23 protein-coding genes are annotated in these 21,080 nt (G+C 58.1%); 22 read left to right on the top strand and 1 reads right to left on the bottom strand.

Annotation, left to right across the window (positions count from 1 at the left end):
- Positions 1 to 2: 2 nt before the first annotated feature.
- From N6G83_RS11300 to N6G83_RS11195, 22 genes are all read left to right on the top strand, one after another.
- On the top strand, positions 3 to 920 hold the full coding sequence (locus N6G83_RS11300; RefSeq protein ID WP_110663218.1) for a Mu-like prophage major head subunit gpT family protein: 918 nt from the start codon (positions 3 to 5) through the stop codon (positions 918 to 920).
- Positions 921 to 998: 78 nt separating this feature from the next.
- A complete protein-coding gene (locus N6G83_RS11295) occupies positions 999 to 1,541 on the top strand; it encodes a hypothetical protein (protein ID WP_220037102.1) in 543 nt (180 codons plus the stop codon).
- Entirely contained in the window at positions 1,538 to 1,975 is a 438-nt protein-coding gene (locus N6G83_RS11290) for a gp436 family protein (protein WP_110663216.1), read from the top strand. Before N6G83_RS11295 ends, N6G83_RS11290 begins: the two co-directional genes overlap by 4 nt.
- Positions 1,975 to 2,517 (top strand): phage virion morphogenesis protein, encoded by a 543-nt coding sequence (locus N6G83_RS11285; RefSeq protein WP_110663214.1) that lies wholly within the window; start codon positions 1,975 to 1,977, stop codon positions 2,515 to 2,517. The genes N6G83_RS11290 and N6G83_RS11285 overlap by 1 nt, the downstream gene beginning before the upstream one ends.
- Entirely contained in the window at positions 2,514 to 3,134 is a 621-nt protein-coding gene (locus N6G83_RS11280) for a hypothetical protein (RefSeq protein ID WP_085286428.1), read from the top strand. The genes N6G83_RS11285 and N6G83_RS11280 overlap by 4 nt, the downstream gene beginning before the upstream one ends.
- Positions 3,115 to 3,333 (top strand): DUF2635 domain-containing protein, encoded by a 219-nt coding sequence (locus N6G83_RS11275; RefSeq protein WP_070559279.1) that lies wholly within the window; start codon positions 3,115 to 3,117, stop codon positions 3,331 to 3,333. The genes N6G83_RS11280 and N6G83_RS11275 overlap by 20 nt, the downstream gene beginning before the upstream one ends.
- A 3-nt stretch (positions 3,334 to 3,336) precedes the next feature.
- Positions 3,337 to 4,821 carry a phage tail sheath subtilisin-like domain-containing protein gene (locus tag N6G83_RS11270; protein WP_085286427.1) on the top strand — a complete coding sequence of 495 codons (1,485 nt, stop codon included), beginning with the start codon at positions 3,337 to 3,339 and terminating at the stop codon, positions 4,819 to 4,821.
- A 9-nt stretch (positions 4,822 to 4,830) separates the two neighbouring features.
- Positions 4,831 to 5,181: a phage tail tube protein gene (locus tag N6G83_RS11265; protein ID WP_080490581.1), complete on the top strand. Its 351-nt coding sequence runs from the start codon at positions 4,831 to 4,833 to the stop codon at positions 5,179 to 5,181.
- Between the two features lie 2 nt (positions 5,182 to 5,183).
- The gene (locus N6G83_RS11260) at positions 5,184 to 5,567 is read left to right on the top strand and encodes a phage tail assembly protein (RefSeq protein ID WP_085286426.1); all 384 of its coding nucleotides are present in this window, start codon (positions 5,184 to 5,186) and stop codon (positions 5,565 to 5,567) included.
- A gap of 98 nt (positions 5,568 to 5,665) precedes the next feature.
- Positions 5,666 to 7,438, top strand: coding sequence for a phage tail tape measure protein (locus tag N6G83_RS11255; RefSeq protein WP_110663212.1), 1,773 nt, complete (start codon positions 5,666 to 5,668; stop codon positions 7,436 to 7,438).
- Entirely contained in the window at positions 7,438 to 8,694 is a 1,257-nt protein-coding gene (locus tag N6G83_RS11250; RefSeq protein WP_181423217.1) for a DNA circularization protein, read from the top strand. Before N6G83_RS11255 ends, N6G83_RS11250 begins: the two co-directional genes overlap by 1 nt.
- Positions 8,687 to 9,775: a phage baseplate assembly protein gene (locus N6G83_RS11245; RefSeq protein WP_110663208.1), complete on the top strand. Its 1,089-nt coding sequence runs from the start codon at positions 8,687 to 8,689 to the stop codon at positions 9,773 to 9,775. Before N6G83_RS11250 ends, N6G83_RS11245 begins: the two co-directional genes overlap by 8 nt.
- The gene (locus tag N6G83_RS11240; protein ID WP_110663206.1) at positions 9,766 to 10,305 is read left to right on the top strand and encodes a phage baseplate assembly protein V; all 540 of its coding nucleotides are present in this window, start codon (positions 9,766 to 9,768) and stop codon (positions 10,303 to 10,305) included. The genes N6G83_RS11245 and N6G83_RS11240 overlap by 10 nt, the downstream gene beginning before the upstream one ends.
- The gene (locus tag N6G83_RS11235; RefSeq protein WP_110663204.1) at positions 10,302 to 10,751 is read left to right on the top strand and encodes a phage GP46 family protein; all 450 of its coding nucleotides are present in this window, start codon (positions 10,302 to 10,304) and stop codon (positions 10,749 to 10,751) included. Before N6G83_RS11240 ends, N6G83_RS11235 begins: the two co-directional genes overlap by 4 nt.
- On the top strand, positions 10,741 to 11,814 hold the full coding sequence (locus tag N6G83_RS11230; protein WP_110663202.1) for a baseplate J/gp47 family protein: 1,074 nt from the start codon (positions 10,741 to 10,743) through the stop codon (positions 11,812 to 11,814). Before N6G83_RS11235 ends, N6G83_RS11230 begins: the two co-directional genes overlap by 11 nt.
- A complete protein-coding gene (locus N6G83_RS11225; RefSeq protein ID WP_110663200.1) occupies positions 11,799 to 12,383 on the top strand; it encodes a YmfQ family protein in 585 nt (194 codons plus the stop codon). Before N6G83_RS11230 ends, N6G83_RS11225 begins: the two co-directional genes overlap by 16 nt.
- Positions 12,383 to 13,135, top strand: coding sequence for a phage tail protein (locus N6G83_RS11220; protein WP_110663198.1), 753 nt, complete (start codon positions 12,383 to 12,385; stop codon positions 13,133 to 13,135). The genes N6G83_RS11225 and N6G83_RS11220 overlap by 1 nt, the downstream gene beginning before the upstream one ends.
- Positions 13,135 to 14,019 (top strand): tail fiber assembly protein, encoded by an 885-nt coding sequence (locus tag N6G83_RS11215; protein WP_110663196.1) that lies wholly within the window; start codon positions 13,135 to 13,137, stop codon positions 14,017 to 14,019. The genes N6G83_RS11220 and N6G83_RS11215 overlap by 1 nt, the downstream gene beginning before the upstream one ends.
- 12 nt (positions 14,020 to 14,031) lie before the next feature.
- Positions 14,032 to 16,404 (top strand): hypothetical protein, encoded by a 2,373-nt coding sequence (locus tag N6G83_RS11210; protein ID WP_110663194.1) that lies wholly within the window; start codon positions 14,032 to 14,034, stop codon positions 16,402 to 16,404.
- Entirely contained in the window at positions 16,404 to 17,300 is an 897-nt protein-coding gene (locus N6G83_RS11205) for a hypothetical protein (protein ID WP_110663192.1), read from the top strand. Before N6G83_RS11210 ends, N6G83_RS11205 begins: the two co-directional genes overlap by 1 nt.
- A 111-nt stretch (positions 17,301 to 17,411) precedes the next feature.
- Positions 17,412 to 17,801: an N-acetyltransferase gene (locus N6G83_RS11200; protein ID WP_260523933.1), complete on the top strand. Its 390-nt coding sequence runs from the start codon at positions 17,412 to 17,414 to the stop codon at positions 17,799 to 17,801.
- Positions 17,789 to 18,799: an alpha/beta hydrolase family protein gene (locus N6G83_RS11195; protein ID WP_099816768.1), complete on the top strand. Its 1,011-nt coding sequence runs from the start codon at positions 17,789 to 17,791 to the stop codon at positions 18,797 to 18,799. Before N6G83_RS11200 ends, N6G83_RS11195 begins: the two co-directional genes overlap by 13 nt.
- Positions 18,800 to 18,801: 2 nt before the next feature.
- Here the strand turns inward: N6G83_RS11195 and ybiO are convergent, their stop codons facing one another.
- On the bottom strand, positions 18,802 to 21,021 hold the full coding sequence (ybiO, locus tag N6G83_RS11190; RefSeq protein ID WP_197758631.1) for a mechanosensitive channel protein: 2,220 nt from the start codon (positions 21,019 to 21,021) through the stop codon (positions 18,802 to 18,804).
- Positions 21,022 to 21,080 lie beyond the last annotated feature (59 nt).

The raw sequence follows: 21,080 nt of genomic DNA, 5'->3' as shown, positions 1-21,080 counted from the left end.
TAATGCCAACACCTAATGCAGAGATTTTGCACGCCCTGACAACCTCCCTGAGCGCCGCGTTTACCGCCGGGCTGTCAGGCGTAGAGCCGCAATACCTGCGTATCGCCACAGAAGTGCCGAGCGGGTCCGCCTCCAACACCTACGGCTGGTTGTCAGATTTACCGGGCATCAAGGAATGGATTAGCGACCGCCAGCTCGCCGTGCTGAGCCAGCAGGGTTACACCATCAGCAACAAGACCTGGGAAAGCTCCATCCGTGTGAAGCGCGAAAACATCGAAGATGACCAGATTGGCCAATACAGCGTGATTGCCAAGGCGTTCGGGCGCCAGGTGAGCGAGTTCCCGGACACGCTGAGCTTCCCGCTGTTGGTCGCAGGCTTCAACACGCTGTGCTTTGACGGCCAGAACTTCTTCGACACTGACCACCCGATGGCCGGTGGCACCTACAGCAACATCGTGGGTGACGGTACCGAGACGGGTGAGCCGTGGTTCCTGATTGATGAGTCTCAAGTGCTGAAGCCCATCCTGTACCAAAACCGTCGTCCCTTTAAGTTCGTCTCCCTGGATGACCTCAACAGCGAGCACACCTTCCTGAAGAATGAGTTTCTGTATGGGGTAGATGGTCGCTGCAACGTTGGTTTCGGTTTCTGGCAAACCGCCGTGGGTTCGCGCGCGCAGCTGAACGTGGCGAACTATGAAAAAGCCGTTGAAGTCCTTCAGGGGATGCAACGTGCCGATGGTTCCCCATTGGGCATCCGGCCGACCACGCTGGTTGTCGGGCGCAAAAACCGCGCAGCCGCGAAACGGGTTATCGACGCCATGCTGGTCGATGGCGGTGACTCCAACATCTATTACAAGGATGTGGATATCCTCAACAGCCCGTTCATCGTGACGCCTGCTGCGCCACCGTCCGGCGGCTAAGCCGGGTTAACCAGCGTTTACACCCTCTTTATCGGGTGTACAAACACCCGATAAAGCCACCAGAAAGAGGATGGAAAAGTGAGTGGGAAGCCAAACAAGAAACAGCAGGAGCAAGCCGGTCAGGCAGCTCCAGCAGAAGTTAAAGCGCCTGAAGCGCCGGTTATTACTCCGCCTGTTGCAGGACACTATCAGGCCGTTACCCAGCCCGGTGCGCCATCGCAACCGGATACGCCAGCACCTGAGCTGACCGGCGAAGGTACCCCCGGAACCGCAACGGGTGACGCCACCGGTACTCAACTCGACGCTGAGCAGCTCAATCAGGCACAGACGTTGACCACTGAGACGCTGGCAGCGCCCGGCGCTGCTACTCCGGCAGGCGTTGAGGTGTTGCTGGTAAAAGCCGTGTCAGGCAATGGCTTCTGGCGGGCCGGGCGGTTCTGGCCGCATGAAGGTGTCCATGCTTTCGTCAGCGATGATCCGGACGGCGATAATGCTGCCAGCCTGGCGGAAGACGGCGCAACGCCGTTCATTAACGTTGCGACTGCCGAACGGCTCAAAGCAGAGCCAAACCTCCATGTTACCGTCGTCGAAACGGTCAGCACCGACGACAAGGGGGAATGATGAGATACGCCACCCGTGAAGACCTGCTGACGGCTGACGGCTCTTTTGTCTGGAACGTCGCCATGAACCCGGAGACGGAGCAGCTTGACGAAGCCGCCATCAGCCAGGCGCTGGACGACACCGACGAGGAGATCAACTCCTGGTTGTCACGTCGCTTCAAGTTACCGCTGGAAACAACGGTGCCGCGTCTGCTGCAACGGGTGGCGGTGTCCATCGCTTTTTACTGGCTGGCCGATCGAGACAACCAGGTTACCGAGCTGGTGCAAAAGCGCTATGACGAGGCGGTCAAGACGCTGAAGGATATCGCCAACGGCCAACGCGACCTGGGCCTGCCGACAACGGAACAACCCACGGAAGGTACCGGCGGCAAGGTCATCATGGTCGGCGAGAACACACGTCTGTTCACCCGTAACAGCCTGAAAGGCGTGCTCTGATGGGCATTCAGGTAGAAGTCCTGGGTACGGCGAAGCTTGCCGATATCAAGATGGCCATGGAGCGCCTCGCCGACAGCGGCTTGCGTGCGGAGCTACTCGACAGCATCGGTGCGGTGGCCGAGTCCCAAACCCGCCGCCGCATCACCGATGAGAAAGCCTCCCCCGGCGGCGAGCCGTGGCAGGACTGGAGCGTCCGTTACGCCAAAACCCGCCACGGGAATCAAAGCTTGCTCCAGGGCAACGGCGATCTGCTCGACAGCGTCACCTTTGTCGTCGAACGCGACCGGGTACACGTCGGGACGCCGCTGCGCTATGCGGGCGTTCACCAGGAAGGATTCAGCGGTAGCGTGTCGGTCGGCGCACATCAACGTCTTATCCGCCAGGCGTTTGGCCGTGCGCTGAAACACCCGGTGTGGCAAAGCGTTGGCGCACATAGCCGCATGATGAACATTCCCCAGCGTGAATGGCTGGGTCTGTCGAACGCTAACAGCAACGAGCTGTTGCACGTGATTGGCGATTTCTGGAAGGAGGTATTGCCATGAGTACCGAACGCCCGAGCCTGGTGACCCTCGGCAGCACAGTGAGTGCCGCCGAGCGAATTGTTGCCTGGCTGAAGCCTGAGCTGCTGGGAGACGACCCTGACCAGGTGAAGATGGTCGAGCGTCATATCGGCCAGTTCAGCAGCCCGGAGGACGTGAAGCGTTATTTGTCGGGTCGTGATGGCTGTATCCGCCTGGCAGCGTTACGGGTGCGGGACATCCATCATCAATCGGGCGGCATGGTCGGCCTGGTGACCTGGGCGGCGTATGTGATGACCACCGATGCCTGGGCCTATGGCCGTGACCTGCGGGCGGAGGTCATGGTGAGCAAAGTGGCGCGTCGGTTAACGCATCCCGGTGCGGCCAAAAACCTGGGGGCGGAGAGCAAGGCGACGGACATGACCGCCGACAACATCTACAGCGGCAGTCTCGACAGCCTGGGGGTGACCATCTGGACGGTGACCTGGAACCAGGCATTCAGGCTGGATGAGGAAGTGGATATCACCACGCTGCCGGACTTCCTACGCCTGGGCATGACGGTCTCCGCCCACGGCGGCGAAGAAATCAACGGCGTGATCAACGTGCGAGAGCAAAACGACGATGAAAAAGAAACTGATTAAGCCCAGTGCCGAGGCGCTGCAAGTACGTAAACCGGACGGCACCCAACTGTCGCCGGATGGCGAGGAGCTGATGTTAACCGCATTCTGGCGGCGACGTTATGCCGAAGGCGATGTGACGGTTGAGGACATCCCTGTACCAAAAACCGATGCGGCCGAGGTTAATGCCCCGGCCACCAAACCCACCAAAGCGGAGAAGTAACCGATGTCATTAGGCTCTATTCCCAATGATCTGCGCGTGCCGCTGGTTGCGATTGAGATCGACAACTCGCAGGCGCTGGACGGCGCTCCGGCACAACAACATAAAATCCTGGTGATCGGCTACCAGGGTCAAGGCGCGACCGTTCCAGCGCTGACGCAAAACCGCATTACCAGCGACAGCGCCCCCGAGGTGTTGTATGGCCGTGGCTCGATGCTGGCGGAGATGCTTAAGGCTCTGCGCAAGGGCAACACCTACACCGAGACCTGGGCCATGGGCATTGCCGAGCCGGGTGACCAGACCGGCGCGGCGGCGACGTCTGCGCTGACGGTCACCGGCAAGGCGAGCGCAGCCGGGACACTGGCGCTGCTGGTCTGCGGCAAATCTCTCCAGGTCGGCATCAAGGCGGACGACAGCGCCGCCACCGTTGCAGCTGCTGTGTTGGCGGCCGTAAATGCGGATACCACCTTGCCGATCACCGCAGCCGCTAAGGCCGATGCACCGGAGACACTCACCCTGACGGCCAATTGGCGCGGGCAGACCGGAAACGACCTCGACGTGCGCGTCAATTACTACCCGGGCGAGCAGACACCGGCGGGTCTCGTCGTCACCGCTGCGCCATTCACCGGCGGCACCGGCACCCCGGACCTGACGGCGGTGGTCGCCGCCCTGGGCGATGAGTGGTTCAACCATATCGTCTGTCCGTTCAACGACGTGGCGAGCCTCAACACGCTGCGTGACGAACTGCTGGAACGTTGGGGGGCGCTCAAGATGATTGAGGCTGTCGCCTACACCGCCGTGCGCGGTACCCATGCACAAACCGGCACCTGGGGCAGCACGCGCAATGACTTCCTCATCACCGCGATGGGTACCAATATCGCGCCGCAACCGTCGTACCTGTGGGCAGCCGCCTATGCGGGGATTGCCGCATACCACCTTGCGATTGACCCGGCGCGTCCGCTCCAGACGCTGGCCTTGCCGGGTATTTTGCCGCCGGACAAGTCCGTGCGCTGGGACATGCCGGAGCGCAACCTGCACCTGTTTGATGGCGTGGCGACACACTACGTGGATGCCGGCGGCAACGTCTGCATCGAGCGGGAAATTACCACATATCGCGTCAACCGCTTCGGCGATGCGGATGTGTCGTACCTGGATATCACGTCACCGGCGACGCTGGGTCATATCCGGTACGTCATCAAGAACCGGTTCACCACGCGCTACCCGCGTCACAAGTTGGCGGACGATGATGTCCTGGCAACGCTGGAGCCAGGGCAGCCGGTGATGACCCCAAAACTCTGCACCCAGGAGTTGCTGGATATCTTCATCACCGAGCTGGAGCCTGCCGGGCTGGTCGAGGACTTCGACGACTACAAAGCCACATTGCAGGTCACGCGGGATACCGCTGACAAGAACCGGCTGAATTTCATCATCCACCCGAACCTGGTGAACCAACTGCGTGTGTTGGCAGGCCTCATCCAGTTCAAGCTCTAAGGGGGCAACATGATTTTAGGTGAAGCATCGATTCGCGTGAACGGACGCGAACTGCCGACCAAAGGGACGTCCACGCTGAACCCCGGCGGCTATAACCGCACGATGCACAGCGGCGGCGGCAAGAACTGGGGCTACTCCCGCAAGACCACCCACCCGACAGTCCAGGTCACGCTGGCGGCCCGGGATGACGTGGACGTGATTGAGATTGGCCAGTGGGAGCAAGTTACCGTCATGTTCGAGGGCGACAACGGCCAGAGCTATATGGTGACGGGTGCCGCCGCAGAAAACCCGGCTGAACTGAGCGAAGACAATGGCCAGATCAGTGTCACGTTCATCGGCACCAAGTGCGTGAAGGTGTAAGCATGGCGCAGATGACAGAGACATTGATCCACGGCCTGGTAACCGGCAAAGGCACCACGGATGAAACCACCCACAAGGAGGTGGCGCTGCGTGAACTGGGGTCGAAAGACATCGTTGATGCGCAGCTCGCAGCTGAGCGCGTAGTGATTGGGGAGAACGGCAAGGCGGTAGCCTATTGCTCTGAGGTCTTGATGGGCCTGGAACTGCTCCGCCGTCAGATTGCCTCCATCGGCAGCATCCCGGGGCCGCTGAGTCTGAAACAGCTTTACCAGCTCCACCCCGAAGACCTGAAGCTGCTGACGGCAAAGGCTGATGCCTTGGACGACTTGCTGACGGAGGTCGCCGACCGGGGGCGACCTAATGCCGATGGCGACGGCGCTCAGTAACCTTCTCGTCAACCTCTCCGCACGGTTCAGCGTGTCTTACCTGGAACAGTTGCCCTTGCGGCAGCTGTTCCGCATTACAGCTCAGTTGAGGAAGCAGCATGGCAAAGCGCCTTGATACTGAAATCATCATCAATCTGGCGGGCAACTTGACCGCCAAGGCACGCCAATACGGGGCCAACATGTCCGAGTTCGCCCGCCGTAACGAGCGGGCCATGTCCGTGGTGAAGGCCACCAGTGCAGCAGCGGGTCGTGGGCTGGATGCGCTCGGCAACCGCTACACGGGGATAATCGCGGGATTTGCGGGTAGCGCCATGCTGAGAGACTTCGCCACCACCGACCGCCGCATTACTCGCATGGGGCTGGCGGCGGAAAAGACACGCAAAGAAATGGCCGAGATGTACAGCGGTATGCAAGATTCGGCGATCAAGTTTCGGGTCGATGATTCTGAGGTGGTGAGCGCTATCGAGAAGGTCGGCACCGTTACCGGCGACATTGATTTCGGTTACAAAAACCGCAACATCATCGCACCGTCGATTGCTGCATCCGGCTCTGATGGCGAAAGCATCGGCGCTCTGTTTTCACAGTTCACCAAATTTAATCTGGGCAGCGAAAAAGAAACCTTACAGGCAATGGATACGCTTAATCAGCTCGGTAAGGAAGGCGCGTTTGAGCTGAAAGATATTGCCGAGCGCGGTGTTAAAGCGTTCTCTATGTACGCCGCAGCAGGCGCAACTGGGGTTCAAGGTATCAAGGGTGTTGGTGTGGCGTTGGAAAGTGCTGTTGATGCTACAGGCGACACAACAACGGCCTCCACAGCGGTTGAAAACCTGATCCGTGATTTACAGATTCCGAAGGTCGTTAAGACGTTACGACAAAATGGCATCAGCGTTTACGACAAAGAAGGGAAAATGCGCCACTTACCCACGCTGATGGGGGAAATAGCCCAAAAGTCAGGTAGTAAAGGTGCAGAGAAACAGAATGCTCGATTGCTTGGCGCGGGTTTTAATCAGGACAGTATCCTGTTGTTAAGTAGCGTGACGTCAGGCAAGGGAGCAGAGAATCTCAAGCGCTACAACGGCGTTGTGGCCGATGGGCAAGGGATTATGAAAGATGCCGAGTATGCATCTAAGGACTTCACTTCCGCGATGTCGTCACTCAATACGACCTGGAAAAAATTTGCCAATAGTAATCTTGCCCACCCCGTTCAGGAACTAGCTGATGCGTTGAATTCTCTTGACCAGGAAACGGTCCAGAACTGGCTGGAGATAGGAAAGAACGTCGCTATCGCTGGTGCAGGACTGGTCGCCACCCGTAAAGCTTTCCAGATTGGTAAAGGTGCCTATGACTTTCTACGCCCCGGCAAAAAAGGTATCCCAACCGGTATCGCCGACGTGTTTGGTTCAGGCGTGATGCCAGTGTACGTCACCAATATGCAGGGCGGCATGGGGAGTGGTGATAGCGGTTTAGGACTTCCTGAGTCACCAGGTAAAAATAGGCATGATAAAGGAGGCCTCTTTGGGGTGGCGATCAACACCGCCACTGAAATTGCCTCCCTTATTGACTTCCCGGATACCGATGAAAAGCGTGCCGCTATTCTCAAGCGTGCCAAAGAGAACGCCGAACGTTCGACCATGTGGGATGACGTCAAAAACTGGTTTACGTCGGCGCCAGAATTTCATGACCCATCCCCCTGGGCCTCCCTCCAGCCACAGAACCAGAACCCGACCTATCCGATGGTACCCCAGCAGCTTCAAGGCAGCATTGAGGTGACGGTGAAGGATGACCGGGTACAGGTCACCAAGGTCAATGTGAATGCGCCCGGCGTCACCCTGAGTGCCGCCAGCGGCGTGCGTAATGTGGAGCAAGACTGATGAACGAAAAATGGGAAGACTTGCATGATGCCGCGTTCCGGGGCGTGGCGTTCTACGTCAAGGATATCGAGGGTAACGGTGGCCGTCGCGCCATTCCCCGGGCATACCCGCGCAAGGAAGTCGGCTGGACGGAAGACAACGGCGCGGAACTGACCCAGCAGCAGGTCACCGGCATTCTCCTGGGCAACGACTACCTGACGCAGCTCAAGCAGTTGTTGGCCGCTCTCAATACCCCCGGGTCGGGCGAGCTGGTGCATCCCTGGTATGGCGTGCAACTGGTGCAGGTCGGCAAGGTCACCCACCGTCTGAGCACTGAGGAAGGCGGCATCGCCTATATCAGCTTTGAGGTCTTCGAAGCCGGTCAGCAGTTGTTCCCTTCTGCCCAGGAAGACACCACGGCCACCACGCTCAGCGCCGCCGATCAGGCCAAGGCCGCCCTGGCGAACGGTGACTACTTCGAGGCGCTCGACGGCCTGGGCAGCATGGTCGATACGCTGCTGGATGATATGCAGGGTCTGGTGGCGAATTTGCCCACGTTGCCGGATGCGCTCAACGACTGGATGGACCGCCTCAACCGCTTCAAGGACATGGCCGGTATCATCGTTGCGACCCCCGGTGAGTTGATCCGCGATGTCACGAACCTCGTTAGCGACATCAAAGACCTGGTCACCGAAGCCCCCTGGGCGCTGCGCGTCTATGACCAACTCCGCGACAAGTGGGCTGGAGACCGGGCCGCGCGGGCCGCGACCAAGTCCCTGTCGGACAACGTGGCCGTCAATCCGGAAACCGGTTTTGCCAGCAGCGTGACGCCCACCGCCCTGGTCGATATTTCTGCGCCGATGGCCGCCAACATCGACGACTTTACCCTGATGGTGGTCACCGCTGCGTTGATTGCCAAGGCAGAGACCATCGCCACCGCTACCTTTGAGACCAGCCAGGAAGCCCGCCGTGCCGGTGACGACCTGGCGGCGCTGCTGGGCACACAGGCCACGGTGGCGGTGGAATCCGGGCAACGTGATTTGTGGCGTGCGCTGCGTGAATTGCGCTTTGCCGTGGTCAACGACGTCCGCCTGCGCAGCGTTCAGTTGCCGGAGCTGCGTCGCGTATATCCGGTACGCACCACGCCGGTGATGTTGCTGGCCTGGCGCGAACGCGGCGATGCCGAGCAGCGGGACAGCCTGGTGCAGCGTAACCGGCTGCGCCATCCCTCCTTCATTCAACCTGGGCAAATCATCGAGGTGATCGACAATGTCTGATGAGTTAACCCTCAACGTGGACAACAAAATCTGGGGCGGCTGGACGGAGATGAGCATCAACCGCAGCCTGGACAGCATTGCCGGAGAGTTCGACCTGGAGGTGACGGCGCAGTGGTCGCAGGCGGCACCTCGCTCCATCAAGCCGGGGATGGCGTGCAGCGTCAATATCGGCCAGGAGCGCGTGTTGACCGGTTACATCGACGACTTTATCCCGAGTTACGATGACAGGAACGTTTCCCTGCGGGTCATGGGGCGCGACAAGACCGGTGACCTGGTGGACAGTTCCGTGGTGGATAAATCCGGCCAGTGGAGCGGCCAGAAGCTGGAGCAAGTCGCCACGGTCATATGCAAGCCCTACGGTATCCAGGTCATCACCGAGACTGACACCGGCGACGCCTTTGGCGGCGTCACCCTGGAACAGGGCGAAACGGCTTTCGAGCTGCTCGATCGCCTGGCGAAACAGCGCGGGGTGCTGATGACCTCCGACGCCCTGGGGCGACTGGTCATTACCCGCGCCTCCACCCGCCGAGCCACCGTCTCGCTGGTGCTCGGGCGAAATATCCTGGCAGCGCGGGGCCGCTTCAGTTGGCGCGAGCGAGCGAGTCAGTACATCGTCAAAGGCTCGGTGGCCGCCGGTGGTGCTACCTGGGATGACCAGCCGGTGAAGGTCGTCGGCGGACGGCAAACGGTGGTCAGCGACCCGGAGATCAACCGCTATCGCCCGAAAATCCTGGTCAATGAGGATAACTTGACGGTGGGCGGCGCGAGCGCACGTGGGGAGTGGTACAAGGCCAGCGCCCTGGGCGAGGCCAACACCACCGAGATTACGGTGACCGGGTGGCGGGAAAACGGCGACACAGGCCCGCTATGGCAAACCAACATTCTGGTGTCAGTCGATGACCCCATTCAGCAGTTGAAGGCGGATTGGCTGGTCAAGACCGTATCGTTTTCTCACGGCAGCAATGGCCGCATAACCGTGCTCAGCCTGGTGCCGCCGGAGTCGATGGACTTGCCCGCCGAGAAGGCCAAGGGCAAGAAAGGCAAGAAGAAAACCGCCAAAACGGAGGCTACATGGGACTGAACCCGGCGAACGTCGCCCGCTCGATCACCGCCATGGGACGCCGCGTGCGCCTGATGGTGGACCGCGCAGTGGTGCGTATCGTGACCGACAGCCTGGGGCGGCAAAACCTCCAGGTGCAAACCCTGGCGAACGAGACCAACGACAGCGTCGAACGCTTCCAGAACTACGGCATGTCATCGGTGCCGCCCCCAGGCTCGGAAGCGATTGTGGTGGCCGTTGGGGGGCGACGCTCGGGCATGGTCGCCATCGCCGTCGAGGACAAAACTACCCGGCCGAAAGGGCTGGACCCCGGCGACGTTTGCGTGTATCACCGTGATGGCCACACCATCACCCTGAAGAAAGACGGTATCATCGAAATTAGGGGGAAAGCGGTTAATCTGGTTGCTGAAGAATCCTGTGACATTGTGAGTAAACTCATTAATTTCACCGGTAAAGCCACCTTCAGTGAAGATATAACGGTTGGGGAAAAAAGCTTCCTTGACCATATTCATAAGGATGGCGACGGTGCTGATACAACGAAACCGTTATGACCATCAGAATAAATTGGCACCTCCCCGCAGGCGGTGATATCGAAGTAACCCACAATGGGCTTTCGTCTGACGAAGGCCTTGTTACTTTAGTGCTGATTTGTCTCTTTACCGACGCCCAGGCATCCAACAGCGATATCATCCCAGACGGCACCGATGACCGTCGGGGCTGGCCTGGCGATTCATTCAGTGATTTCTCATGGGGTTCCAAGCTGTGGCTGCTCGACCGCGAGAAGCTCACAGAGAGCGTGCGCCTGCGCGTGGAGAACTACGCCAGCCTGGCGATGCAGCCCCTGCTGCAATCCGGCTATGCCCGCACTGCCCAGGTCACCGCCGCCATCGTCTCTTCAGAACGTATCGACTTCACTGTCGTCCTGACCCGCCCAGGTAAATCAACCCTGACCGTTGACATTAAAAAACGCTGGGAGGCTTTAGACCATGCCCTTTAACGTGCAGAGCCTGCGCCAAATCATCAAGACCGGCGAGCAGGATATTGAGATTGAACTGGATGAGCAGTTACCGCCAGTTGGCGTTGAGCGTGCCCTCAACATCGCGTTCAGTGGTGCCGTTCGGGACGTGTACGACCACCAGACCTGGATTGCCGATCAAGTGGTGCCGTCACCCCGGTCTGACGATCAGACCATCATCGACACCGCCAACGCCGAAGGCGTCATCCGCAAGGCCGCGACCTATGCCACCGGCAAGGCCATCTTCAAAGGGGCTCAGCCCATACCGCTCAACACCGAGATGCAGGCCCGTAACGGTAACGGTTACCACGTCATTACCGCGAGCGCTCCGGCCAACGGTGTGCAGAGCGTCACTATCCAGGCTGACGACGTCGGCGCGTCCGGCAACCTTGATGCCGACGCCCAGCTAACGCTGGTTTCCCCCATTCCCGGTGTCGAGAGCACCGGCGTGGTAGACGGCAACGGCCTTAGCGGCGGTACCGATATTGAACCCATCAGCGAGCTGCTTGATCGGCTGCTGTTCCGCAAGCGCAACCCACCGGTGGGCGGTGCCGTCCATGACTTTGTCATCTGGGCGCGTGAGGTGGCTGGGGTGTCTCGTGCCTGGGCGTGGGATGCCTGGCACGGCGGCGGTACGGTAGGCCTTGCATGGGTGTACGACAGCCGCCCTGACATTACGCCTACGGCAGCAGACCGCACGGCGATGAATGCCTACCTGTTCCGCCACGCCGATCCGGCGACCGGCAACTTTGTCGGCAAGCCCGGCGGCATCGAGGTGTGGATCATCACACTGACCCTCAAGCCAGTCCGGCCCGCCATCAAACTGGTGCCGGACACCGACGAGACGCGCAAAGCCACGCTGGCGAACCTCATCGCACTCCAAAAGACCCTGTCGCCCGGGTCAACGCTGTTGTTGTCCAGCCTGCGCACCGCTATCGGTACCGCCACCGGCGTGACTGATTACCAGCTCGACATCAACAGCGATATCACCAGCGCCAGTGGCGAACTGATCACCCTGACGGAGGTGGTATGGCCCACAGCGTAACCGAGTGGCAGGATGCCCTTCAGCAAATGATGCCGCACGGTCGTGCCTGGCCGCGTGAAGAGACGGCGAATTTAACCGCGCTGATAAGGGGGGTTAGCCACCGTTTAAACCGGCTTGAAATTAACGCCGACTTATTGCTGGCGGAAATGCGCCCGGAAACTACCGTTCAGCTCCTGCCTGAGTGGGAAAATTATTTGGGATTGCCAGAGTGCAATATTCCCAATAATGATTTTTTATCGCGCCGGGCTGCGGTGGTTGAGAAATATCACCGCAAAGGCGGGCTGGCACCGTGGCAAATTCAAAACGTGGCGCACGCGCTGGGATTCGATATCACGGTGCGGGAAATATTACCGCATCACTGTCTGCGTAATTGCATGGCGCGTATTTACCCCAAGCGCTACCGGTTTTTACTGTCCATTACGGTACATGACACGCCGGTCACTCGGTTTACCGTGGTGGAAGATGTGCTGACGCCGTTGATTGAATACCACACCCAAATGCTGGAGTGCGTATTAACCAAATATCGCCTGGCTGGTTACGGCTACGAATATATTTTTGAGGTGAATTAATGTTCCATATCGATAATGCAAGCAGTGTGGCGGAAATGCCCACGGTTCACCCGCAGTTATTTACTCAGCCCAGATGGTTTACCGAAGGCGGTGAAGGCATAGAGCCAACTTACCCAGGCTGCGATTGGTTCAACATCATCCAGGCCGAAATGCTCAACGTGCTGACGCTGGCGGGCATTGCACCGGACAAAACCAAGCTGGATCAGTTTGCCCAGGCCATTCGTCTTATGTCCACCGACTACATGATGCCGGTCGGCATCCCGTACCCATGGCCGGGTTCGTCTGCTCCTGCGGGGTTCGCGTTGATGGTTGGCCAGGCGTTCGACGGCGCAGCCTATCCGAAGCTGGCACAAGCCTATCCTGGTCTGGTCATCCCCGATATGCGCGGCCAAAGTATCAAGGGCTTACCGGCGGCAAATAGGGCGCTGTTGAGCTATGAGGCTGACGGCAACAAATATCATGCCCATGGGCTGGAAATCGACAGCACCGATTTAGGAACTAAAGAGACCTCAACCGACCCGGGCCACGACCACCAAGGTGGCGTTGCCGCTCCTGGGGCAGCTTATGCGCCATTTTATACCGGTACGGATAACACCGGCGATTACTCAAAGAATTTAACGAGCTGGGCCGGGCAACACCTTCACACCATGGTGCTGGGATGGCACGGCCATACAGGGCGGGTTAACGGCGACGGCAACCCAGAAACCACCGTCAAGAACATCGCATTTAATTACATCGTGAGGCTCGCGTAATGAGTGAATTTTCTTTCTCTGACACTAACCAGGCTCTGTGGTTGTTCCACTTCGACGCCAAGGGTGTGTTTATCGGTAGTGGGCTGACCATCATACCGGCGGGTACGGGATTACCTGCCAATACCACTACAGTTAAATGTGATCCGCAGAGTGGCTTTACCGGCGTTTGGAATGGGACAGGCTGGGATTACATGCGTGATAACCGTGGGACGCGCTACTGGGATAAATTCGGTAATGGTTCAGTTATCGTGGAATTGAGTGACGTTATTCCTGACGGTATGACGCTCATTGAGCCACCTAAAAAACTCGCGGGATATGTATTACTGTTCGAGCATGGGGAATGGCAACAGCTTGAGGATAAAACCGGGCAAAAATATTACGATAATCTCGGCGGTATTCATATTGTCCCTGAGCCATATTTCATACTTCCGGAAGGTAATACATTTGTTGAACCACCAGAGCCTAAATTAGGGTTCGCGACCCAATGGGCAGGTCTGGACTGGGTTTATGTTGAAGACCACCGGGGAAAAACTGCCTATCACATTGAAGATGGCTCGCCTGTCGTCATTTCAGATGTTGGCGCGTTGCCTGACACCCTGACATTCATTATGCCCGCCACTCCCTTTGACGAATGGAACGGCACCGGCTGGGTAACCAATCAGGACGCAGTGGTAAAAAACCAGGTCGAGCAGGCCCGCATGAAAAAGAATGCATTACGCAATGAAGCCGATGAAGAAATTGCCGTCCTCAGTGACGCCGTTAAATACGGCATCGCCACTGAAGATGAGATTGCCAAACTTGAAGCCTGGAGCCGCTACCGCGTCTTGCTGATGCGTGTTGAACCTGAACTTGCCCCCAACATTGAATGGCCTGCGAAGCCTTAAGGAAGCTCCATCATGTTCCATATTGACAACCCAAGCGGCGTCGAAGTAATGCCAAAGGTTAGCGATGTTGAAAGCACCAGCATTCGCTTTTTTACCGAAGAAAAAGACAAGGCGTCTTACCCAGGCGCAGACTGGTTTAATATCGTCATGCTTGAGCTGTTAAATATTCTCAAGCTATCAAATGTCGCGCCAGACAAGTTTAAATATAACCAAATCGCAACGGTTATTGTTTCATTGATAAATGAACGCCTTTCGGCGCAATCCAGCGTATTTGATACGGTTGAGGAAGGGCTGAGTAAAACCGAAAATGGACAATATTTTAGTGTTCCTCAGGGATTGGATAGCGAACAATCGTTCAAATATTATCAGAACGACAATGGCACTGCGTTACTCATTACTGACGCGCCCAGCTCGAACTCCGTCAGGATTTTGAATGACTTTATGGCTGTACTGTCTGCACAACAGGCGTCGTTGCAGAAGACGACCGAAGTTCTAAATCAGTACAGTTCAAACAACTGGCAATGGATATTATCGAGCCTACGTGGGCCTTCTGAAACGGCGCTCGCACTTGATAATGATTTTGGCCTGTGGGTAGCCGGACTGACGTCATCACTGCAAGATTATGTCGAGCAGCTTATTCCGAAAGACCTGGCGAATCGCTATCAAAATTTGCAGTACGCTATCGTTGCCAGAAATGGGATTGATGGCCTGTTGACGATTAACGACAACGGCGACATTCGCATCGTCGGCACCGATGATGTACTGCAAGAGCGCTTAGACACACTCTGTTCAACAACGTTCTCTCGCACCATTGTGGGGTTCCAGCACGTCATTTTTGCCGCTGATTTGAAAACGGCTCTATTCGCTATTGATGATAATGGCGGCGTATTCATTCCTGGGGTTGATGGGCCGCTGCAAGACAAATTGGGCGAATCACGAGCCAAACTGGTGACCTCTGGCGGGGTTCCTGCGGCTGCATGGGATAATACGGTGGTGTGGTCTGAGCGCCCCGTTCTTACCGTTCAGAAACTGACTGATGCCGGGATGGTTTTCAGCTACTTGCCGGGTGGAGAAGCTGCCTCTGGTGCTGGAGTAATGTATATCCCGTCTATTCGTGAAATGCCGCTCGATGCGACTGAAATTCATGGCGGTGGATCGACAGGCCAATCCTTGAATACCCCATACGACAAAACCGGCAATACAAACGTGGTGAACCGTGACCCAGCCTATCGTGGGCGGTTACTCGCCGCCACCAACGGTAAACCGGAAGGTGATGGCGGGCGCGGTATGGGGAACGCTGACAGAACGACGATTAATGATATGTCATACCCAGGTTATCGGCAGGGTAATGTCTTGCCGCTCTACAATAAGCTGATGTCATTTACACCGGGTAACGTGGTCTTTATGCACGCTGGGTTCGCCGTTGGTGGTGCCCCGTTCTCCAAAATCAAAAAAGGCACTGTCCCTTACAACAAGGGGTTGGCATTAATTCAACTCTATAAAACCGCTGCTGATGCCGTTGGAAAACCCTATTCATTTAAATTCCTGACCATTGAGCATGGTGAAAGCGACAACGACAATGGCGATAACCCAAATCCAGGCGATTATCTGGCTAAAGAGACGGAGTACTTCTCTGATTTCCAAGCCGATGTAACGCCTATCACGGGGCAAACCGAACCGTTCCTGGTTGTTATTGGGCAGGTTGGAAGCCGTGTGAATACCAAAGCGGGTGAAATTGACGAAGAGGGAAACCCTACCGGGGAAACTATCGTCGTACAGCCATATTCAGTCACTGCGGTTGACCAGACCGCGTATGTGCGCCACAACCCGGATACAGCCATCATGTATGGCCCCAAATATCCCCTGAACTGGCTGTTTAGTGACGGCACGATGAGCCATTTAAATGCGGCCGGTAAAGTCCTCCAGGGCGAATATACGGCGCAGGCTATCCACTGGCATCTCTACGACACGGAAAAGAAAGGCACGTGGACTGGGCTGAAAATTCGAAATGTAACGCTGAACGGCGCGATTGCGGATTTACTCTGTGATGTCCCTTACACCCCAATTGTCATCGACAGCGCATTTATCCGTGACTGCCCTGGTAAAGGCATCAGCCTGGAGCACAACAGCGCCACCGTGGTGAATGTCTCAATCGTAGACGGTAATACGATCCGTGTTGAATTTGATAAGGCTCCGGCTACTGACGACGTGTTGCTAATCGGATTTACGAATACGCAACCACACACAAACGGCAGTGTTTACCCCACAACGTGCTTCCGCGACTCGTCGCCTGTCATTTCTAAATGGGTGACGCGTTCCGGGGTTCCGTTCCCGCTTTATAACTGGATGTGCTTAGACCGTATTCCTTTGACTGGAGAAATCTGATGGTAGCTGCAATTAACACCGGAAAAGCCTATGCAGGGTTCCGCCCCGCACTTGATCTTTCAGCGTCGATTCTTGATCCGCAAGCATTGTTTGCTAGCTACAAGAGCCGCGTGCTGGCGGACGGCGGGCATATTCCCGACGAATCAGGCTGTATCGAACGGTTTAAATTTCTTTTGCTCAATGCAATGTATGAGCGAACTGTTGTATCTCTGACACCGGCCTTTGGCATCAAAACGGACAGCGCGGGTAACGTTCTGACCGTATATAACTTGCTCGGTGAGGCAGGCGACCTATTGGCAGTATCAAAAGGCACACCACCTGGCCAGATGCTGTATGACACATCGACCCGTTCGATCAATGTTCAAATTACGTCTAACGGTGGTACCTGGCTCCAAAGCCGGGGCAGTATCGTGATGCAGAAGGCCGCAACTTATCTGCTTGCCGGATGCATGAGCGATAGTAGTCGCGCTGATGGCAACGGTTTAACTTTCGGCTATCCGATAGGATCGCTCCCGATGACATATATGCGAACGATGATTACGAACAACCAAGCCATCACTGAGTCATGGCGTTTTGGTACTCGTGATTCAGGCTGGCCAGCGGATGTTGGTGGCGCGTTGATGGTTGCAGCCACACTGTATGAAGACTACGTGCCAGCGGCTGGATTATTCGATGTGACATCCGGTGTTATCACCGGTTATGAAAAGGGTAAGTTCGCGATGAAAACGACCTCGTCAACGGGTGCCCTGGCAGACCTGCGCGATCGGACTGCTGCCCTGGTAGTCGGTACACCTGGCAGCACTACAACGGGCTGCTATGGAACATTCAGGGATATGTTACACCTACATTCGGCGTCTGAAGCGGATGCGGTGCTTGCATCACGCCTAGGAATATAACTCACAAGCCATTCAACTCGCGGGTTGTTAAAATTTAATGACCCGCATCTTACCTTTGGTATCAAATGTTTTATTTTCTAATCGCACGCACAGTATCAAATTTTTTTCAAAATGATATCAAATGATTTCGCGCGCAATATGTGCCGCCGCTATGGCTGGCTGAACGTTTGGCGCATGTATCTGCAAATTGCGGTGCTGCAGCACACTCCGGCGGCCGGTGAGCTGTATCTCTCTTACCTGGCGGTGGCCGAGAACCAGCGCGGTAAAGGGGTGGGCAGGCGGCTGCTGCAGTGGATGAACGACTACGCCGCCGAACAAGGCACAGGCCGGCGTCTGAGCCTGCACGTCAGCCGGCGCAACGTGGATGCGCAGCGTCTGTACCGGCGCTGCGGCTTTCAGGTGCGGCGCGAAGAGCATTACGCCTCGCTGGGCTTACTGTTCGGCCAGGCCGATTGGATATTGATGGAGAAACGCAACGGGGAGGCGACGTGCGCAAAATAGGGCTGTGCCTCGTGGCGCTGGTTTTGGCGGCGTTTGGCTGGGTGATTTACGTCAACGACTTTCGCTTTGTCACCGAACCGGTCGTGGTGACCGCCGGCGGCAACCGGTTGACCGGCACGCTGGTGTTGCCGCAGCATGCGCCGATCAAGCCCGGCATCGTGGTGTTCGTGCACGGCGATGGGCCGGCTAACGCCAGCCGCGACGAAGGCTATTACGGCATTTGGGAGGCGATGGCGCAGCAGGGCTATGCGGTTTTATCCTTCGATAAGCCGGGCGTTGGCGGCTCCGGCGGCAACTGGCTGCATCAGACCATGGCGGATCGCGCACGGGAAACCGCCGATATCATCGACTGGGCCCGGCGGGACGGGCGCTTCGATGCGCGCTGCGTGGGGCTCTGGGGCACCAGCCAGGCGGGGTGGGTGATGCCGGAGGTGGCGCGTTTGCGCCCCGACATCGCCTTCACGCTGGCGTTGGCGCCGGCGATCAACTGGCTGCGGCAAGGGCGTTATAACACCCGGGCAGCGATGGTGGCGGCAGGGGACAATGAAGCGTCGATCGCCGCGCGCGAGGCGCACTGGCGCCACATTCAAACGCTGCTCGAACAACCGGACGGCTACGCGCAGTACCGCCGTGAGTATGGCGCCACCGCCGCATTGAGCGCCGACCGCTGGCGCTTTATTCGCGCCAACATGGCCAGCGATGCGACGGCGGGATTACGAAATTTCAACACGCCGGTACACCTGATACTGGGCGGGCGTGACGTCAACGTGGACACGGACGAAACCGAGCGCGTTTATCGGCAAACGGTCCCGGCCTCGCTGTTGACGGTGACGCGCATCGACGAAGCCGACCACGTGATGATCAAACCGCTGTTCGCGCGCCATCCGTGGCTGATCAACGTGGTGGGCCTGTTTGCGCCGCGCTCGGTGCAATACGATGCCTACCGACAGGACGTGGCGGCCTTCCTGGCCGCTCAGCCCTGCGGGCGCGGGCGCTAACCTCAGATCGCCGCGGGCGGCGCCTGTTCTTCGTGCGGCTGCGGCGCGCGGGAGATCTGCATAGCCTGTTGCGGCATGCCGATACCGGCCCGATCGAAATGGATTTTCACCAGCCGGTCGAGGGCGTATTGCACCACCCACTGTTTCAGCGCCTGCGTGCGCACCGTCACGCGGGTGGTGAACGAGCGATCGCCCAGCGCCACCACGCCGTTGAAGACCGGCTCGCCAATCAGGAAATGCTTCACCTGTTCATCCTGCTTCAGCGCCTCGATGGCCTGATGCAGCACCTCATTGACCCGATCGATGTCCTCGTCGCGGCTGACGGTGTAGTTGGCGCGATACACCCCGAACTCACGCGCATAGTTGGCCAGCGTGGTGATCGAAGAGTACGGCACGATGTGATAGACGCCGTAGTCGTCGCGCAGGCCGATCGAGCGGATGGTCATGCGCTCCACGGTGCCGGTGATGCCGCTGACGGTGACGTATTCGCCGGTGTTCATGCCATTTTCGAACTGGATGAACACGCCGGTGATCACGTCTTTCACCAGCGTCTGGGCGCCGAAGCTGATGGCCAGCCCCAGCGCGCCGGCGCCCGCCAGCAGCGGCGCGATGTTCAGCCCGACCTGCGACAGTACGATCATCACGGTAATGGTGCTGATAACGATAGCCAGCACGTTGCGAAACAGCGTCAGCAACGTGCGTTCACGCGCGCTCGGCCGCACGCCGTTGCTCAGTTCCAGCGCCAGGCGGTGTTCGATGATGCTGGCCATCAGCGTCCAGCTGAAGACGGCAATCAGCAGGATCAGCAGGATATGCACCAGCCCGCCGAGCGTCCGCTGGCCATTTTCGCTGCCCGCCCACTGGTACAGGTTGATCAGGTGCCAGGCGTCGAGCAGAAACAGCGTCACCGCCAGCACCACCATCACCCGCAGTATCTTCAACCCGTTGGGGATGTAGGAGTTGATGCGCCGCTCGAGCATCGGATAGCGCAGATTGACGTCGGTCGGCAGCGAAATGCGGCGGAAGATCCAGCGGGTCAGCATGCCGGACAGCAGGGCGCCGACGCCGACCACCAGCAGGCTTTTCACCGTGGCGCTCATCATAAAGCGCAGGCTGTTGCCGATGTCGAACTGGGACAGCACGAACAACACCAGAAAATAGGCGATCGCCAGCAGGTGCCAGATATGCCCCAGGCCGCGCAGGATCACGCTGAAAAACGCCATCGACCGTTCGGCCAGCAGGTTGATCTGTTGCTGTATCGGTTTGCGGTTGTGCAGGATCAGCCAAATGGCGTACAGCGTCAGCGCCAGCATCACCACCAGGTTGACGGCGGCGGCGGCCGGGTAGCTTATTTGTACCGCCACCACCGGCACTACCACCATCAGACCGTAGCCGATCAGCCCGCTGAGCCAGGCGAGGCGCGTGTTCCAGTAGCGTGCGCTCTGGTCGCTGAAGGGGAAGGGACGCAGGTAGTCGAAGTTAGGGGCGAAAATCAGCCGCAGAACCGCCTTGAAAAATTCAATCACCGCGAAGGCGCTGAGAAACAGGGTCTGCAGCCGCAGAATGGTGGCGCTGTCGGCGTGGACGTGGCGGGCGAACAGATTGCCCGCCGCCAGCGCCAGCAGCAGCACCAGCAGATCGACGGCGAAAGCGCCGAGAATGGCGGCGGGGCGCTTATACCACGGGCCGCGCTGCAGCCGCGCATTGTGCCCCCAACTGCCCATGCGTTTGTACAGCGGCGCGATCAACCGCCGGATCAGGTGGAACAGCGCAAAGGTGACCGCCACCGTCAGCAGAAAGTAGCCCAGCGCGCGGAAAAAGCCGGCGGGATTGAAAACGCGCTTCGGGCCGGAGTCGATCAGCTTTTGCAGCGCGCCGAGCTTCTGGTTAAAGGTGCCGATGCCTTCCTGCGCCAGCGAGTTCAGGCTGTCGCTCAGCGTGGCTGGCGTCGATTCCTCCGACGTTGCCGGCGCTGCGGCGGGGGCGTCGCCGGCGGTCTGTTTCAGGTGATTGATGAGTTCCGCGCGCGCTTTGTCGTCTTGCAGCAGATCGGCCAGCGCGGCGTAGGCGGCCTTCTGCTGCTCGCTCTTGTCGGCGGGCGCAGGCGGCGCGTTTTGCGCCAGCGCCGGTGGTGCGAAGACGCTCAAGGTCAGCAACAGCAGCAGGAAAAGCAGGTGTTCTCGCAGATGAGAACCTCGTCGGGAGTATGCGTTTGGCGGCATTGTTCCTCTCTTTGGCGTTCTGTGATCGGCGGATGTCAGAGCAATACGATGAAAACAAT

Source organism: Serratia sp. PL7 (genome assembly GCF_945957435.1).
This window is presented reverse-complemented; position numbering and strand designations above follow the sequence as displayed.

What these genes read in the sequence shown, in the direction of transcription:
- N6G83_RS11230 (WP_110663202.1), top strand. Translation starts at nt 10,741, where the DNA reads ATGCCCTTTAACGTGCAGAGCCTGCGCCAAATCATCAAGACCGGCGAG.
- N6G83_RS11285 (WP_110663214.1), top strand. Translation starts at nt 1,975, where the DNA reads ATGGGCATTCAGGTAGAAGTCCTGGGTACGGCGAAGCTTGCCGATATC.
- ybiO (WP_197758631.1), bottom strand. Translation starts at nt 21,021, where the DNA reads ATGCCGCCAAACGCATACTCCCGACGAGGTTCTCATCTGCGAGAACAC.
- N6G83_RS11280 (WP_085286428.1), top strand. Translation starts at nt 2,514, where the DNA reads ATGAGTACCGAACGCCCGAGCCTGGTGACCCTCGGCAGCACAGTGAGT.
- N6G83_RS11245 (WP_110663208.1), top strand. Translation starts at nt 8,687, where the DNA reads ATGTCTGATGAGTTAACCCTCAACGTGGACAACAAAATCTGGGGCGGC.
- N6G83_RS11300 (WP_110663218.1), top strand. Translation starts at nt 3, where the DNA reads ATGCCAACACCTAATGCAGAGATTTTGCACGCCCTGACAACCTCCCTG.
- N6G83_RS11225 (WP_110663200.1), top strand. Translation starts at nt 11,799, where the DNA reads ATGGCCCACAGCGTAACCGAGTGGCAGGATGCCCTTCAGCAAATGATG.
- N6G83_RS11235 (WP_110663204.1), top strand. Translation starts at nt 10,302, where the DNA reads ATGACCATCAGAATAAATTGGCACCTCCCCGCAGGCGGTGATATCGAA.
- N6G83_RS11205 (WP_110663192.1), top strand. Translation starts at nt 16,404, where the DNA reads ATGGTAGCTGCAATTAACACCGGAAAAGCCTATGCAGGGTTCCGCCCC.
- N6G83_RS11250 (WP_181423217.1), top strand. Translation starts at nt 7,438, where the DNA reads ATGAACGAAAAATGGGAAGACTTGCATGATGCCGCGTTCCGGGGCGTG.
- N6G83_RS11260 (WP_085286426.1), top strand. Translation starts at nt 5,184, where the DNA reads ATGGCGCAGATGACAGAGACATTGATCCACGGCCTGGTAACCGGCAAA.
- N6G83_RS11240 (WP_110663206.1), top strand. Translation starts at nt 9,766, where the DNA reads ATGGGACTGAACCCGGCGAACGTCGCCCGCTCGATCACCGCCATGGGA.
- N6G83_RS11265 (WP_080490581.1), top strand. Translation starts at nt 4,831, where the DNA reads ATGATTTTAGGTGAAGCATCGATTCGCGTGAACGGACGCGAACTGCCG.
- N6G83_RS11255 (WP_110663212.1), top strand. Translation starts at nt 5,666, where the DNA reads ATGGCAAAGCGCCTTGATACTGAAATCATCATCAATCTGGCGGGCAAC.
- N6G83_RS11220 (WP_110663198.1), top strand. Translation starts at nt 12,383, where the DNA reads ATGTTCCATATCGATAATGCAAGCAGTGTGGCGGAAATGCCCACGGTT.
- N6G83_RS11290 (WP_110663216.1), top strand. Translation starts at nt 1,538, where the DNA reads ATGATGAGATACGCCACCCGTGAAGACCTGCTGACGGCTGACGGCTCT.
- N6G83_RS11210 (WP_110663194.1), top strand. Translation starts at nt 14,032, where the DNA reads ATGTTCCATATTGACAACCCAAGCGGCGTCGAAGTAATGCCAAAGGTT.
- N6G83_RS11270 (WP_085286427.1), top strand. Translation starts at nt 3,337, where the DNA reads ATGTCATTAGGCTCTATTCCCAATGATCTGCGCGTGCCGCTGGTTGCG.
- N6G83_RS11215 (WP_110663196.1), top strand. Translation starts at nt 13,135, where the DNA reads ATGAGTGAATTTTCTTTCTCTGACACTAACCAGGCTCTGTGGTTGTTC.
- N6G83_RS11275 (WP_070559279.1), top strand. Translation starts at nt 3,115, where the DNA reads ATGAAAAAGAAACTGATTAAGCCCAGTGCCGAGGCGCTGCAAGTACGT.
- N6G83_RS11200 (WP_260523933.1), top strand. Translation starts at nt 17,412, where the DNA reads ATGATATCAAATGATTTCGCGCGCAATATGTGCCGCCGCTATGGCTGG.